This is a genomic window from Brevundimonas sp. GW822-FHT03E11, assembly GCF_058801445.1.
In genome coordinates this window covers 158,945-172,890 of record NZ_JBXANG010000004.1, presented here as the reverse complement: position 1 = coordinate 172,890, position 13,946 = coordinate 158,945, and the positions used below count along the sequence as shown (strand labels likewise).

15 protein-coding genes are annotated in these 13,946 nt (G+C 69.1%); 9 read left to right on the top strand and 6 right to left on the bottom strand.

The genetic code is table 11. The features are described 5' to 3' along the window. Positions 1–3: 3 nt before the first annotated feature. Positions 4–807 carry a class I SAM-dependent methyltransferase gene (locus AC1RKE_RS08495; protein ID WP_348683834.1) on the bottom strand — a complete coding sequence of 268 codons (804 nt, stop codon included), beginning with the start codon at positions 805–807 and terminating at the stop codon, positions 4–6. Positions 808–954: 147 nt separating this feature from the next. On the opposite strand from AC1RKE_RS08495, the gene hemB reads away from it, so the two are divergent. The 4 genes from hemB to AC1RKE_RS08475 are packed head-to-tail and all read left to right on the top strand — an operon-like array spanning position 955 to position 4,299. Continuing rightward, the gene (gene hemB, locus AC1RKE_RS08490; protein ID WP_348683832.1) at positions 955–1,953 is read left to right on the top strand and encodes a porphobilinogen synthase; all 999 of its coding nucleotides are present in this window, start codon (positions 955–957) and stop codon (positions 1,951–1,953) included. After that, complete coding sequence (locus AC1RKE_RS08485) at positions 1,953–2,522, top strand: GNAT family N-acetyltransferase (protein WP_287104428.1); 570 nt, start codon at positions 1,953–1,955, stop codon at positions 2,520–2,522. The genes hemB and AC1RKE_RS08485 overlap by 1 nt, the downstream gene beginning before the upstream one ends. Before the next feature lie 39 nt (positions 2,523–2,561). Further along, positions 2,562–2,903, top strand: a complete 342-nt coding sequence (locus AC1RKE_RS08480) for a hypothetical protein (RefSeq protein ID WP_348683830.1) — start codon at positions 2,562–2,564, stop codon at positions 2,901–2,903. 52 nt (positions 2,904–2,955) lie between these two features. Beyond that, positions 2,956–4,299, top strand: a complete 1,344-nt coding sequence (locus AC1RKE_RS08475) for a hypothetical protein (RefSeq protein ID WP_348683828.1) — start codon at positions 2,956–2,958, stop codon at positions 4,297–4,299. A gap of 4 nt (positions 4,300–4,303) precedes the next feature. Here AC1RKE_RS08475 and AC1RKE_RS08470 read toward each other — a convergent pair whose 3' ends face one another. From AC1RKE_RS08470 to tpiA, 4 genes are all read right to left on the bottom strand, one after another. Beyond that, a complete protein-coding gene (locus tag AC1RKE_RS08470; protein ID WP_183215693.1) occupies positions 4,304–4,462 on the bottom strand; it encodes a hypothetical protein in 159 nt (52 codons plus the stop codon). Positions 4,463–4,561: 99 nt separating this feature from the next. After that, positions 4,562–6,214 (bottom strand): CTP synthase, encoded by a 1,653-nt coding sequence (gene pyrG, locus AC1RKE_RS08465; RefSeq protein ID WP_054765579.1) that lies wholly within the window; start codon positions 6,212–6,214, stop codon positions 4,562–4,564. A gap of 120 nt (positions 6,215–6,334) precedes the next feature. Then, entirely contained in the window at positions 6,335–6,754 is a 420-nt protein-coding gene (gene secG / locus AC1RKE_RS08460; protein ID WP_348683692.1) for a preprotein translocase subunit SecG, read from the bottom strand. A 108-nt stretch (positions 6,755–6,862) separates the two neighbouring features. After that, positions 6,863–7,612, bottom strand: coding sequence for a triose-phosphate isomerase (gene tpiA / locus AC1RKE_RS08455; RefSeq protein ID WP_054765577.1), 750 nt, complete (start codon positions 7,610–7,612; stop codon positions 6,863–6,865). A gap of 138 nt (positions 7,613–7,750) precedes the next feature. Here tpiA and AC1RKE_RS08450 point away from each other — a divergent pair, with 138 nt between their 5' ends. Both AC1RKE_RS08450 and trpE read left to right on the top strand, forming a co-directional pair. Then, positions 7,751–9,658 (top strand): peptidylprolyl isomerase, encoded by a 1,908-nt coding sequence (locus tag AC1RKE_RS08450; protein ID WP_287105852.1) that lies wholly within the window; start codon positions 7,751–7,753, stop codon positions 9,656–9,658. Then, on the top strand, positions 9,655–11,169 hold the full coding sequence (gene trpE, locus AC1RKE_RS08445) for an anthranilate synthase component I (RefSeq protein ID WP_191558405.1): 1,515 nt from the start codon (positions 9,655–9,657) through the stop codon (positions 11,167–11,169). The genes AC1RKE_RS08450 and trpE overlap by 4 nt, the downstream gene beginning before the upstream one ends. Here the strand turns inward: trpE and AC1RKE_RS08440 are convergent. Further along, complete coding sequence (locus AC1RKE_RS08440; RefSeq protein ID WP_183215699.1) at positions 11,166–11,372, bottom strand: peptidoglycan-binding protein; 207 nt, start codon at positions 11,370–11,372, stop codon at positions 11,166–11,168. The genes trpE and AC1RKE_RS08440 overlap by 4 nt on opposite strands. Before the next feature lie 87 nt (positions 11,373–11,459). On the opposite strand from AC1RKE_RS08440, the gene AC1RKE_RS08435 reads away from it, so the two are divergent. From AC1RKE_RS08435 to trpC, 3 genes are read left to right on the top strand one after another with little or no spacing between them, the layout of a single operon-like run. Then, a complete protein-coding gene (locus AC1RKE_RS08435; protein ID WP_183215701.1) occupies positions 11,460–12,050 on the top strand; it encodes an anthranilate synthase component II in 591 nt (196 codons plus the stop codon). Positions 12,051–12,066: 16 nt separating this feature from the next. Beyond that, positions 12,067–13,104, top strand: a complete 1,038-nt coding sequence (gene trpD / locus AC1RKE_RS08430; protein WP_348683693.1) for an anthranilate phosphoribosyltransferase — start codon at positions 12,067–12,069, stop codon at positions 13,102–13,104. Next, positions 13,101–13,895: an indole-3-glycerol phosphate synthase TrpC gene (gene trpC, locus AC1RKE_RS08425; RefSeq protein WP_348683694.1), complete on the top strand. Its 795-nt coding sequence runs from the start codon at positions 13,101–13,103 to the stop codon at positions 13,893–13,895. Before trpD ends, trpC begins: the two co-directional genes overlap by 4 nt. The last annotated feature ends 51 nt before the right edge of the window (positions 13,896–13,946 follow it).

Here is a 13,946-nt window from a genome sequence, read left to right as displayed (position 1 = left end):
GTCTCAGCCCGGCTTTCTGAAACGATAGACGAACTGGTCGGTCTTGCCGCGGATGGCCGCGTCGAAGACGTTCAGACTGTGGTCGTCGTCGGGATTGGCGACCGCCCGGCTCTCGGCCTCGAAGACGAAGCCGGCGGCCTCGACCTCGCGCCTCAGATAGTCGCCCTCGATCCGGTGCAGGGTCTGGACCGCCGAAATCCCCGTCCCCGGCGCCGCCTGGTGGTCGATCAGGATATAGCGGCCGCCGGGCTTCAGGGCCGCGAAGACGGCGGCGTTCATCCGGGCCACATCGGTGTTGAAACCGGGGATGTGGAAGTCGTGGTACTCCTGGCTCATGAAGACCATGTCCAGCGGCTGGTCATAGGTCATGGCGTCCAGCAGGCCGTTGACCCGCGTCACATTGGGATAGGCGGCGACCAGGGCGTCGGCCAGGGGGTTCTCCCGCGCCATGGTCCGCTCGGGCACGAATGCGTAGACCCGGCCGGTCGGCCCGACCACGTCCGAGAACAGGCGGGTGAAATAGCCGGCGCCGGGGCGCACGTCGGCCACCTTGTCGCCCGGCGCCAGCTGGGCGAAGGCCAGGATCTCGGCCGGATGGCGCAGGGGATCGCGCGCCACCTCTTCCGCTGGACGCTTCGGATCGGCGACCGCGTCGGTATAGAGCGAGACATAGGCCGGTGCGCCCAGATCGCCCGACGCCTCCTGGACGACGATCCGCTCGCCGCCGTCGGAGGCGACGATGATACATCCCGACAGCCCCGCCGCCAGGGCCAGAACCGCCGCACCCGTCGCCCATCGTCTCATCATCGCCGTCTCCCTGGATTTGATGCGATAGGCTCGCATTTCGTCGCCCGGCGCAAGCCGGTATCCCGCTGGAAACGATTGGAAGCCTCACGCGATTTGCGCCCCGGCCCCTGCGGCGCTAGTCCGGCGACAGATTTCGAAAGTCCCGCCATGCTCCCCTATCAGCCTGCTCCCTTCCCGCTCGCCCGTCCCCGGCGTCTGCGCGCCAGCCCCTGGGTGCGCCGCATGGTCGCCGAGACCGTCCTGACCCCGGCCGACCTGATCTGGCCTTTGATCGTCCACGACGGCGCCGAGGACCGCGTCCCCGTCGCCTCCATGCCCGGCGTCTTCCGCCTGTCGCCCAAGGAAGCCGCAAAGGCGGCGGTCGAGGCGCGCGATCTGGGCATTCCGATGCTCGCCCTCTTCCCGAATATCGACGGTGCCCTCAAGGACGCGGTCGGCACGGGCGCCACCGATCCCGACGGCCTGATCCCCGACTGTATCAGGGCGATCAAGGACGCCGCGCCCGAGATCGGGATCATGACCGACGTCGCGCTCGACTGCTACACCGACCACGGCCACGACGGGGTTCTGGAGGGCGAGCGGATCGTCAATGACGCCACCCTGGACCGCCTCGCCGAACAGGCCTTCATCCACGCCCATGCCGGCGCCGACGTCGTGGCCCCGTCGGACATGATGGACGGCCGCATCCAGGCCGTCCGCGAGGCCCTGGAGGCCAACGGCTTCCACGACACCCTGATCCTCTCCTATGCGGCCAAATACGCCTCGGCCTTCTACGGCCCTTACCGCGACGCCGTCGGCTCTTCGAAAGCGCTGAAGGGCGACAAGAAGACCTATCAGATGGACTACGCCAACTCGGACGAGGCCCTGAAGGAGGTCGCCATGGACCTGTCGGAGGGGGCCGACGCCGTCATGGTCAAGCCGGGCATGCCCTATCTCGACATCGTCCGCCGCGTGTCCGAGACCTTCCGCGTCCCGACCTTCGCCTATCAGGTGTCGGGCGAGTACGCGATGATCCAGGCCTCGGTCGCCAACGGCTGGCTGGACCAGGACCGGGCCATCCTTGAGACCCTGCACGGGTTCAAGCGGGCCGGCTGCGCGGGCGTCCTGACCTATTTCGCCCCCCAGGCCGCGCGGCTGCTGGGCTGATGCGGCCTGACGTTCAGATCCGCGAGGCGACCCCCGCCGACATGGCGGCGATCACCGCCATCTATGCCGACAGCGTCGCCAACGGGCGCGGCACCTTCGAGCTGGAGCCGCCGGACGAGATCGAGATGACGGCCCGGTTCGCCGCCGTCCAGGCCCTGGGTCTGCCCCGGCTGGTCGCCGAAATCGACGGCGTCGTCGTCGGCTACGCCTACGCCGGCCCGTTCCGCACCCGCCAGGCCTATCGCTACATGGTCGAGGACTCGATCTATGTCGCGCCCGAAGCCCGTGGCTGCGGCGTCGCCGGCGCCCTGCTGGATCAACTAATCAATCATTGCGAGGGGCTCGGCCTGCGCCAGATGGTCGCCGTGATCGGCGATTCCGAGAATGAGGGCTCCATCGCCCTGCACCGCGCCCGCGGCTTCGCCGACGCCGGGGTGTTCAAGGCGGCGGGCTGGAAACACGACGACTGGCGCGACGTCGTCTTCATGCAGCGGGAGTTGGGCGCCGGCGGCCGGACCCCGCCCGACGCGCCGGGCCTGCCCCTGATCGACAAGAAGCCCGTCCGATGATCCATTGCCGCGCCCCGTCCCCCGCCCTATCCTGACCCCGTGAAGATCGTCTCGTCCCTTCTGCTGTTGATCGGCGCCCTGGCGGTGCTGACCCTGGGCGCCGTCAGCGTCTCGGCAGGCCCAGCCATGGCCGGACCGCCCTGCCATGAGACGAGCGCCGAGGCCCGCCATACAGCGCCGGACCAGGCGCCCGCTCACCAGAACAAGGCGATGAAGGCCATGGCCTGTTGCGCCGCCTGCGTCATGGCGCCGGCGCTCGACCCCGCCGGCCGCCCCGGCCCGACCATCGCTCCCGCCCGCCTCGCCGCCCCCCTGATCGACTTCCCCGCCGGCCGCCTGCTCTCGCCCGAGCCCGGCCCGCCCCGCCTCCTGGTCGCCTGAACCCCTGCGCCCCTCGCGGCGCCCTCAGTCACGATCATTCAAGGAGGCCATCATGGCTCCTCATACCCTCGTCGGCGCCCTCGCCGGCGTCTCCCTGCTCGCCCTCGCTCAGGTCGCAAGCGCGCAGGACCACTCCCACCACCAGACGGCGCCCACGCCGACGACGCCCCCGGCCGCCGATCCCCACGCCGGCCACGACATGGCCGACATGCCGGCCGCCTCCCACGTCATGACCAGCCCCTACGGCCCCTGGCCCATGAGCCGCGACGCCTCAGGCACAAGCTGGCAGCCCGACGCCGGCGAGCACGCCGGGATCCACACCGTCCGAGGCGACTGGATGGTGATGACCCACGCCCTGCTGAACCTGACCTACGACACACAGTCCGGCACCCGCGGCGGCGACAAGACCTTCGTCTCGGGCATGCTGATGACCACGGCCCGCCGCGACTTCGACGACGGCTCGATCCTGAACCTGCGCGCCATGCTCAGCCCCGACCCCCTGATGGGCAAGTCCGGCTATCCGCTGCTGCTGGCCGCCGGCGAAACGGCGAACGGCGTCGATCCCCTGGTGGACCGCCAGCATCCGCACGACTTCTTCATGGAGCTGTCGGCCAGCTATTCGAAACGCCTGTCCGACAAGGACAGCGTGTACGGCTACATCGGCCTGCCCGGCGAACCCGCCTTCGGCCCGCCCGCCTTCATGCATCGGATGAGCGCCATGGACAGTCCCGAGGCGCCCATCACCCACCACTGGCTGGACTCGACCCATATCGTCTTCGGCGTCACCACCCTGGGCTGGGCCCACGACCGGTTCAAGATCGAGACCTCGGCCTTCAAGGGGCGCGAGCCGGACGAGGAACGCTGGGGCATAGATGAGCCGAAGCTGGACAGCTGGTCGGTGCGAGCCTCCTGGAACCCATCGTCCGACTGGGCCCTCCAGGCCTCCTACGCCGATGTCTCGGCTCCCGAACAGCTCGAGCCTGACGAGGACGAGACCAAATGGTCGGCCAGCGTCCTCCACACCCGCCGCCTGGGCGAGACCGGCTGGTGGTCCTCAACCCTGGCCTGGGGCCGCAAGACCAACAGTCACGACGAATCCAAGGACGGCTGGCTGCTGGAATCCGCCCTCCATCCGAACGACCGTTGGACCGTCTTCGCCCGCGCCGAGCGGATCGAAACCGACGAACTGGTTCCCGGCGACCACGGCGGTCATGGCCCGCTCTATACGGTGGGCAAGGCGTCTGTGGGCGCCGTCCGCGACTGGCGGATCGCCCCGCGCGTCCGCTTCGGCCTCGGCGCCCTCTATGCGATGAACCGCGTGCCGGACGCGCTGGAGCCGATCTACGGCGGCGATCCGGACGGCGGCATGGTCTTCATGCGGCTGAAGATCGACTGACGGCTCAGGCCCGCCCGGTTTGCGCCGGGTGGGCCGACGCCGCCGCCAGGCCGCGAACGACCTCATAGCCGATCACGCCGACGCCGAACATGAGCCCAAGGCCGGCGACAATGAGCACCAGGCGGACATGCCGGTGCAGGTAATAGAGCAAGGCGCCGATCATCGACGGTCCATCCTGTCGGATCGTCCTAATTCGATCCGTTCCAGGCATTTTATCGCAAAAAGGACGCCAACCGGAATCGCAGGTCCGTGAGCGTCGTTCTCACACCAACCGGCTCTGCACCACCGCCGCCGCAATGAAGCTGGCGAACAGCGGATGCGGCGCGAAAGGCCGGCTCTTCAGCTCCGGGTGATATTGGACGCCGATGAACCAGGGGTGGTCCGGCCGCTCTACTGTTTCGGGCAGCACGCCGTCGGGCGACAGCCCGGCGAAGACCAGACCGGCCTTGGCCTCGATCGCCTCGCGATAGTTGATGTTGACCTCATAGCGATGGCGGTGCCGTTCGCTGATGGTCGTGGTCCCATAGATTTCGGCGATCCGAGACCCTTCGGCCAGGGTCGATTCATAGGCGCCCAGCCGCATGGTGCCGCCCAGGTCGCCGCCCTGCTGGCGCAGGACGCGCTGGTTGCCCTGGGTCCATTCGGTCATCAGACCCACGACCGGCTCGGTCGTAGGCCCGAACTCCGTCGAGGAGGCCTTGGGAAAACCGGCCAGGTTCCGCGCCGCCTCGATCACCGCCATCTGCATGCCGAAACAGATGCCGAAATAGGGGATGTTGCGCTCGCGGGCGAACCGCGCCGCCTCGATCTTGCCTTCCGACCCACGCTCGCCGAAGCCGCCGGGCACCAGAACGGCGTGGGCGCCCTGAAGCCGCTCCTCACAGGCTTCCGGATCGCCTTCGAAGGTGTCGGCCTCGACCCAGTCGATATTGACCTTGACGTTGTTCGCGACCCCGCCGTGGTGCAGGGCCTCGATCAGGGACTTATAGGCGTCCTTCAGCACCGTATATTTGCCGACCACGGCGATGGTGACCTCGCCGTCGGGCTGCAGCCGGCGCCGTGCGATCTCCCGCCAGCGCGTCAGATCGGGCTCGGGCGCGTCCTCGATGCCGAAATGGGCCAGGACCTCCTTGTCCAGCCCCTCGCGGTGATAGTCCAGCGGCACGGCGTAGATGTCGGCCGAGTCCATCGCCTGGATCACGCCGCTTTCGCGGACGTTGCAGAACTGGCCGATCTTGCGCTTCTCTTCGGGCGGGATCGGCTGTTCGCAGCGGCACAGCAGGATGTCGGGCTGGATCCCGATCGAGCGCAGCTCCTTGACCGAATGCTGCGTCGGCTTGGTCTTCATCTCACCGGCCGTCTTGATGAAGGGCAAGAGGGTCAGGTGGACGAAACAGCTCTTGCCGCGCGGCAGGTCCTGGCCCAGCTGGCGGATGGCTTCGAAGAAGGGCAGGCCCTCGATGTCGCCGACCGTGCCGCCGATCTCGACCAGGACGAAGTCGACGTCCTCGCCCGCATCCGTCAGGGCCGGGGTCAGGCAGAAGGATTTGATCTGGTCGGTGACGTGGGGAATGACCTGGACGGTGGCGCCCAGATAGTCGCCGCGCCGCTCCTTCTCCAGAATGGTCGAATAAATCCGGCCGGTGGTGATGTTGTCGGACTTGGCTGCCGAGACGCCGGTGAACCGCTCATAGTGGCCCAGGTCCAGATCGGTCTCGGCGCCGTCGTCGGTCACGAAGACCTCGCCGTGCTGATAGGGGCTCATCGTCCCCGGATCGACGTTCAGATAGGGGTCGAGCTTGCGCAGGCGGACCTTATAGCCGCGCGCCTGCAGAAGAGCGCCGAGAGCGGCGGAGGCGAGGCCTTTTCCCAGTGAGGAAACCACGCCGCCGGTGATGAACACATAGCGAGCCATGGGCGAACACCTTACTCCATGATTCGCGAACGACGCATGGGCCTCGGCGAATCGAACTGTTGATCAAAAGAAGAAAGCGCGCCCTGCGGCGCGCTTTCGGAACTCTGGGTCGGCGGGGCCTTACTGGGCCGGGGTGGGGGCCGGCTGCTGCGCCGGCGCCGCCGACGGCAGGCTGGCTTCCAGATCGTCCAGCGACGGGGCCGACGGTTGGGCGGGGGCGGCCGGCTGGGCTTGGGCGGGCTGTTGTTGCTGGGGCCGGGCCGTCGTCGCCAGGGAGCCCACGGCGTCGGCGTCGATCACCGAGGTGGAGGCGCGGTCCATATTGCCGACCACGGTCAGGATGATGGTCAGGCCGAACAGCAGGGCGGCCAGAACCCAGGTCACCTTGGTCAGCAGATTGCCCGCGCCGCGCGCGGTCATGAAGCCCGAAGGTCCGCCGCCCATGCCCAGGGCGCCGCCTTCCGAGCGTTGCAGCAGAACGACGCCCGTCAAGGCGACGGCGACCAGGATGATGGCGACGAGCAGGATGGTCTGGAGCATGGCGTCATTCATGTGGGCGCGGAGCTGCGCCGATCAAGCGGCGGCCTCTATCACCGATGCCGCCCAGGGGCAAACCTATAGCCGCGCCCGACCGCCCTGCCGCGTCGTTCAGGCCGCGCGGATGATCGGAAGAAAGTCCTCGGCCCTCAGCGAGGCGCCCCCGACCAGGGCCCCGCCGACCTCCGCCGTCGCCAGAATATCGGCCGCATTGTCCGGCTTGACCGAACCGCCGTACAGGATCGGGACCCGGCGCGCCGCCTCGCCCAGCCGGTCGATCAGGGCGCTGCGGATCGCCGCATGGACCTCGGCGATCTGTTCGAGGCTCGGGGTCAGGCCGCTGCCGATCGCCCAGACCGGCTCATACGCCACCGCAAACGTCCGCTCCGCCAGTCCGTGGGGCAGAGAGCCCGCCACCTGGGCGCTGACGACCGCGACGGCCTGGCCGGCCTGTCTCTGTTCCAGCGTTTCGCCGACGCAGACGATCGGCTCCAGTCCCGCCGCAACGGCGGCCTGAACCTTGTCCGCCACCTGGGCGTCGGTCTCTCCAAAGGCGGCCCGGCGTTCGGAATGGCCCAGGATCACCAGCCCGGCCCCCGCATCCGCCAGCATTTCCGCCGAGATCGAGCCGGTGAAGGCGCCCGACGGCTTGTCATGACAGTCCTGCCCCCCGGTCTCGATCGCGCTTCCGCTCAGAACCGCGCTCATCTGATGAACCAGGGTGGCGGGGGGGCACAGGGCCACGCGGGCCTCGGTCGGCGTGGCGGAGAGGGCGGTCTTCAGCGCCTCGGCTTCGGACAGGGCGGCCGTCAGGCCGTGCATCTTCCAATTGCCGACGATCAACTTCACGGATTGTTTCATCGCCCCTGTCTAGGGGGCGAAAACCGCCGCGCCAAGAGGGGCGCCCCAATCTGGACATCAAGCCGTTCTTGCGGCGGCCCGCCCGGGCCGACTATACGCCGAAGCGAAGCCATCGTCGGCAAGTCTCCGGGTCCACGAATGATCACCGCCTTCCGCGCCTTCTCGCGCTCCAAATGGGCCGCCGCCCTGCTCGTCCTGATCGCGATCAGCTTCGTGATCGTGGGCGCGCGCATGGACGTCTTCGCCAACCTGGGACCGAAACACGTCATCGACGCCGGCGACCGTTCGATGAACGAGGCCGAGTTCTCGGCCGCCTTCGGTCGGGTGCGCGAGAACATTCAGCAGCAGGCCGGTCGTCCGGTGACGAACGAGGACCTGATCGCCGAAAACATCCATGTCCGCTTTCTGGAAAGCCAGACCGAACAGCTGGGCTTCCTGAACTGGGCGTGGAAGGCGGGCATCCGCCCCGGCAAGGAGTTGATCGTCAAACAGATCCGCCAGATCCCAGCCTTCTTCAACTCGGTCACGGGGCAGTTCGACCAGAAGGCCTATGAGAGCGCCCTGGCCCAGCAGAACCTGACCCCCGCCATGCTGGAACAGGACCTGCGCGACCAGTATGCGACCGAACATTTCAACGCCGCCGTCTTCGCCGGCGCCCGTGCGCCCCGGATCTACGGCGCCCTCCTGGCCGGCGCCGCCTTCGAGAGCCGCGACGGCCGCTGGTTCGAAATCACCCCGGCCATGGCCGGCGACATCCCCGCCCCGACCGACGCCCAGCTGAACGCCTTCATCCAGGAGAACGCCGCCCGGCTGCGCGCGCCGGAGTTCCGCATGGCCTCCGTCGTCCTGTTCTCGCCGGAGCCCGGCGCCGCCCCGGCCGTGTCGGAAGAGCGGATCCGCGAGCGGTTCGAATTCAAGAAGGACAGCCTGGGCAAGCCCGAGACCCGCACCTTCGTCACCCTGACGGCGCCCAGCCGCGACGCGGCCCAGAAGATCGCCGCCGCCCTGCGCGCCGGTCAGTCGCCCGCAGACGTCGGCCGCGCCAACAGCATCCAGCCGGCCCAGTTCGACGCCACGCCTCGCTCCGCCATCGGCGACGCCGCCACGGCCGCGGCCGTGTTCGGCCTTCAGCCCGGCCAGGTGTCGGACCCGGTCCAGGCGGGCGTCGGCTTCGCCGTCGCCAAGCTGACGGCGGTCCAGCCCGGTCAGCCCGCCAGCCTCGAGGGTTCGCGCGAGCAGATCATTCAGGAACTGCGCGCCGAGGACATAAAGGGCCAGACCTACGCCAAGGTCGAAAAGTACGAAGCCGCCCGAACCGCCGGCAAGAGCCTGGCCGACGCCGCGCGTGAAGCCGGGGCGCGGATCGTCGACCTGCCCCCCTTCACCCAGGACGGCAAACTGCCGAACGGCCAGCCGCTGAACGCCCCGCCGCAGCTGTTCGAAACGGCCTGGTCCCTGACCAAGGGCGGTGAAAGCGATGTGGTGGACGCCGGCCAGGGCCAGTATTTCGCGGTCCGGTTGAACGACATCCGTCCCTCGGCCCTGCCGACCCTGGCCGAGGTGCGCGAGCCCCTGGCCGCCCAGTGGAGACAGCGTGAGATTTCGCGTCGCCTCGCCGCCAAGGCCGAGGAGCTGGCCGGTCGCGTGCGCCAAGGCCAGGACATCGCCGCCGTGGCCCGTTCCGTCAACGCCCCCCTGACCGTCCGCACCGGCGTCGTCCGTGATCAGGCCACCCAGGAGGCCCTGGGTCAGGGCGTGCTGCAAGGTCTGTTCGGCCAGTCCAAGGGCCAGGTCTTCTCGCAACCCGGCCAAGGCGGTCTGGTGATCGGCCGGGTGGACGCCATCCACGCCGCAAATCCGGCGGTCGCCGGTCCGCTCGCCGAACAGGCCCGCCCGCGCATCACCCAGGAGATCGTCCAGGCCATGGTTCAGACCGAGATGGCGGCGGCGGCCAAACGCTCCAAGGCCAAGCATGACGTCGGCCTGGCGCGTCAGGCCCTGGGCCTGTCGGCCGAACCGACCGCGCCCGCCGCTCCGGCGCAATGACGCAGGCGGACAGCGAGCCTGATTTCGACGCCTTCGCCGCCGGCCTCAGGGCCGGCCGGCCCCAGGTGATCGTGCGTCGGGTGATCGACGACCTGGAGACCCCGGTCTCGGCCTATTTGAAGCTGGGGCTCCACCGGCCTTACGCCTGTCTGCTGGAATCGGTCGAGGGCGGCGCCGTCAAGGGCCGCTATTCGATCCTGACCCTGGACCCGGACGTGGTCTGGCGTTGCCGGTCGAACGCGGCGGAACTGGCGCGCGGTCCGGCCGTCGCCGAGAGCCGGTTCATTCCCGAGGCCTTGCCGACGCTTCAGTCGCTCCGCGCCCTGATCGCCGCCTCCAAGTTCGACCTGCCCGAGGGTCTGCCGCCGATGGCGGCCGGCCTGTTCGGCGTCTTCGGCTATGACATGGTGCGTCTGCTCGAGCCGCTGGGCGAACCCAATCCCGACCCGCTGAACCTGCCCGATGCGGTCCTGACCCGCCCGTCGCTGGTGGCGATCTTCGATTCGGTAGGCCAGGAGATCATCCTGGTCTCGGCCGCCTATCCCGATACGGGCGGCGACGCGCGGCAAGCCTTCGACGCCGCCGTCGCCAGGCTGGACGCTTTCGAGACGGGCCTGCGCGAGCCCTTGCCGGTGCGCGCCGCGCCGCAGCCCACGCCCGCCCCGACCTTCGCCTCGCCCGTGGACGAGGCCGGTTTCGGCCAGATGGTGGCCCGGGCCAAGGACTATATCGCCGCCGGCGACATCTTTCAGGTCGTGCTCAGCCACCGTTTCTCGGCGCCCTGGACCGAAGATTCGTTCGCCTTCTACCGCTCCCTGCGTCGCCAGAACCCGTCGCCCTATCTCTTCTATCTGAACTTCGAAGGCTTCCAGCTGGCCGGGTCCAGTCCGGAGATCCTGGTCCGGCTGAAGGACGGCCAGGTCACCATCCGACCACTGGCCGGAACCCGGATGCGGGGCGCCACGCCCGAGGCGGATAAGGCCCTGGAGGCCGAGCTGCTGGCCGATCCCAAGGAGCGGGCCGAACATCTGATGCTGCTGGACCTGGGCCGCAACGACGTCGGCCGCGTCGCCGCGCCGGGCACGGTCGAGGTGACCGAAAGCTTCGTCGTCGAACGCTACAGCCAGGTCATGCACATCGTCTCCAATGTACGCGGCAAGGCCGATCCGAAACTGGACGCCGTCGACACCCTGCTGGCGGCCCTTCCCGCCGGCACCCTGTCAGGCGCGCCCAAGGTCCGGGCGATGGAGATCATCGACGAGCTGGAAGCCGAAAAGCGCGGCGTCGGCTACGGCGGCGGCGTCGGCTATATCTCGGCCGGGGGCGAGGCGGACATCTGCATCACCCTGCGCACCGCCCTGTTCGCTGATGACCGGATCTTCGTCCAGGCCGGCGCCGGCGTGGTCGCCGACAGCGATCCTGCGGCCGAATACGCCGAGACCCGGCACAAGGCCCGCGCCCCCATGCGGGCCGCTGACGACGCCTGGCGGTTCCGCACCGGCAACCGCTAGGGCGCGTAGGTCGCCGGGCGTTCGTCGAATCGGACGCCGGGCCCCAGCACCACCACCCCGGCCATGACCACGGCGGCCGCAGCGGCCAGGGCGGCGGCGCCTAGCGCCGCATAGGGGCTGATCGGCTTGGGTTCGACAACGACCAGCTTCGCCTTTGCGGCGGCGATCTTGTCGGCGATGTCTTGTTCGGCGGCGAGTTTCACCCCTCCACCTGCCCCCATGACCGTTAAGATGCGCTTTAGCGACGCATATGCTTGGCGCGGACGCCTGTCACGCCTAGAAGCCTGATCATGATCCTCGTCGTCGATAACTACGACAGCTTTACCTACAACCTCGTCCACTACCTCGCGGAGTTGGGCGCGCCGACCCATGTGGTGCGCAACGATGACCTGACGGCGGCCGAGGCCTGGGCGCTGAACCCCGCCGCCGTCCTGCTGTCTCCCGGCCCCTGCGCGCCGGATCAGGCAGGCATCTGCCTGCCGCTGATCGAAAGCGCACCGGCCTCCATGCCCATCCTGGGCGTCTGCCTGGGCCACCAGGCCATAGGCCAGGCCTTCGGCGGCGACGTGATCCGCGCCAAGACCCTGATGCACGGCAAGACCTCGCCGATCCATCACGACGGCAAGAGCGTCTTCGCCGGCCTGCCCTCGCCCTTCACCGCCACCCGCTATCATTCCCTGGCCGTGAAGCGCGAAACCCTGCCCGACTGTCTCGAGGTGACCGCCTGGACCGCCGACGGCGAAATCATGGGGCTCCAGCACCGCAGCCGCCCGATCCATGGCGTTCAGTTCCACCCGGAATCCATCGCTACAGAACATGGCCACGACATGCTGGCCAACTTCCTTCAGATCGCCGGCGTGAAGCGCCTCGCGGCCGCCTGATCATGGCCGCCTGACCATGGCCGATGGTTTCAAGCCGATCCTCGCCCGACTGGTCGAGGGCCACCCCCTGACGTCCGAACAGGCGCACGACTTCTTCGCCGCCTGCCTGCGCGGCGAACCGACCCCGTCCCAGGTCGCCGCCGCCGTCACCGCCCTTCGGATTCGCGGGGAGACGGTGGACGAGATCGCCGCCTTCGCCCAGGCCATGCGCGAGGCCGCCCTGACCTTGGATCATCCCTATGAGGTGATCGACACCTGCGGCACCGGCGGCGACGGCCAGCACACCTACAACATCTCCACCGCCGCCGCCCTGGTCCTGGCCGGCGCCGGCCTGAAGGTCGCCAAGCACGGCAACCGGGCCATGTCCTCGAAATCCGGCTCGTCCGACGTCCTGTCGATCCTGGGCGTCAACATGGCCGCCAGCCCGGCCCAGCAGCGCAAGGCGCTGGACGAGGCCGGCATCTGCTTCCTGTTCGCCCCCGCCTATCACGGCGCCATGCGCCATGTCGGCCCCGTCCGGGCCGAGATCGGTTTCCGCACCGTCTTCAATCTGCTGGGCCCCCTGTCCAACCCGGCCCAGGCCAGACGCCAGGTCATGGGCGTCTATGACCCCCGACTGCTCGAGCCTCTGGTCGAGGTGCTGGGCCGGCTGGGCGCGACCCGCGCCTGGACCGTCCACGGCCAGGGTCTGGACGAACTGGCGACGTCCGGCCCGACCGAAGTGGCGGAATGGAAGGACGGCGCCGTCCGCCGCTTCCAGGTCACGCCCGAGGACGCCGGCCTGCCCCGCGCCTCCATCGACGCCATTCGCGGCGGCGACGCCGAGGAGAACGCCGCCGCCCTTCGCGCCCTGCTGGCGGGCCAGACCGGCCCTTACCGCGACATCGTCCTGCTGAACGCCGCCGCCGCCCTCGTGGTCGCGGATCGGGCGGCGGACCTGTCGGAAGGCGCCGCCCTCGCCGCCGCCGCCGTCGACGACGGCCGGGCCGCCCAGGCGCTGGATCGTCTGGCCCGCATCACCTCCACGCCGCTGGAGACGGAGGACACCCCATGACCGACGTTCTGGCCCGCATCGCCGCCTACAAGCGCGAAGACGTCGCCGCCCGCAAGGCCGCGACCTCTCAGGACGCGATCGAGACCCTGGCCCAGGCCGCCTCGGCCCCGCGCGGCTTCCGCGCCGCCCTGAATCGAACGGTCGAGGACACCGGCCGCCCCGCCCTGATCGCCGAGATCAAGAAGGCCAGTCCGTCCAAGGGGTTGATCCGTCCCGACTTCGATCCCCCGGCCCTCGCCAAGGCCTATGAGGCCGGCGGCGCGTCCTGCCTTTCGGTCCTGACCGACGGCCCCAGTTTCCAGGGCGACGACGTCTATCTGGGCCAGGCCCGCGCGGCGACCGCCCTGCCCTGCCTGCGCAAGGACTTCCTGGTCGATCCCTGGCAGGTCGCCGAGAGCCGGGCGCTCGGCGCCGACTGCATCCTGATCATCCTGGCCATGATCGACGATCGGCTGGCCGCCGAACTGCTGGCCGAGGCCGAACGCTTCGGCATGGACGCCCTGATCGAAACCCACGACGAGGCCGAAATGGCCCGCGCCTGCGCCCTCGGCGGCGATCTGGTGGGAATCAACAACCGGTCCCTGCGAACGTTCGAGGTCGACCTGGACACGACGGAACGCCTGGCGATGCTCAGCCCCGTCCGCGCCCTCCTGGTCGCCGAGAGCGGCATCTTCACACCGGACGACGTCGAACGCGTCTCCGCCGCCCACGCCCAGGCCATTCTGGTCGGCGAGAGCCTGATGCGGCAAGCCGACGTCGAGGCCGCCACCCGCGCCCTTCTGGCGGCCTGATCTCGCACGGTGCATGGTGAAGCGACGCCGTTAAGTTGACATTAGGAAGGA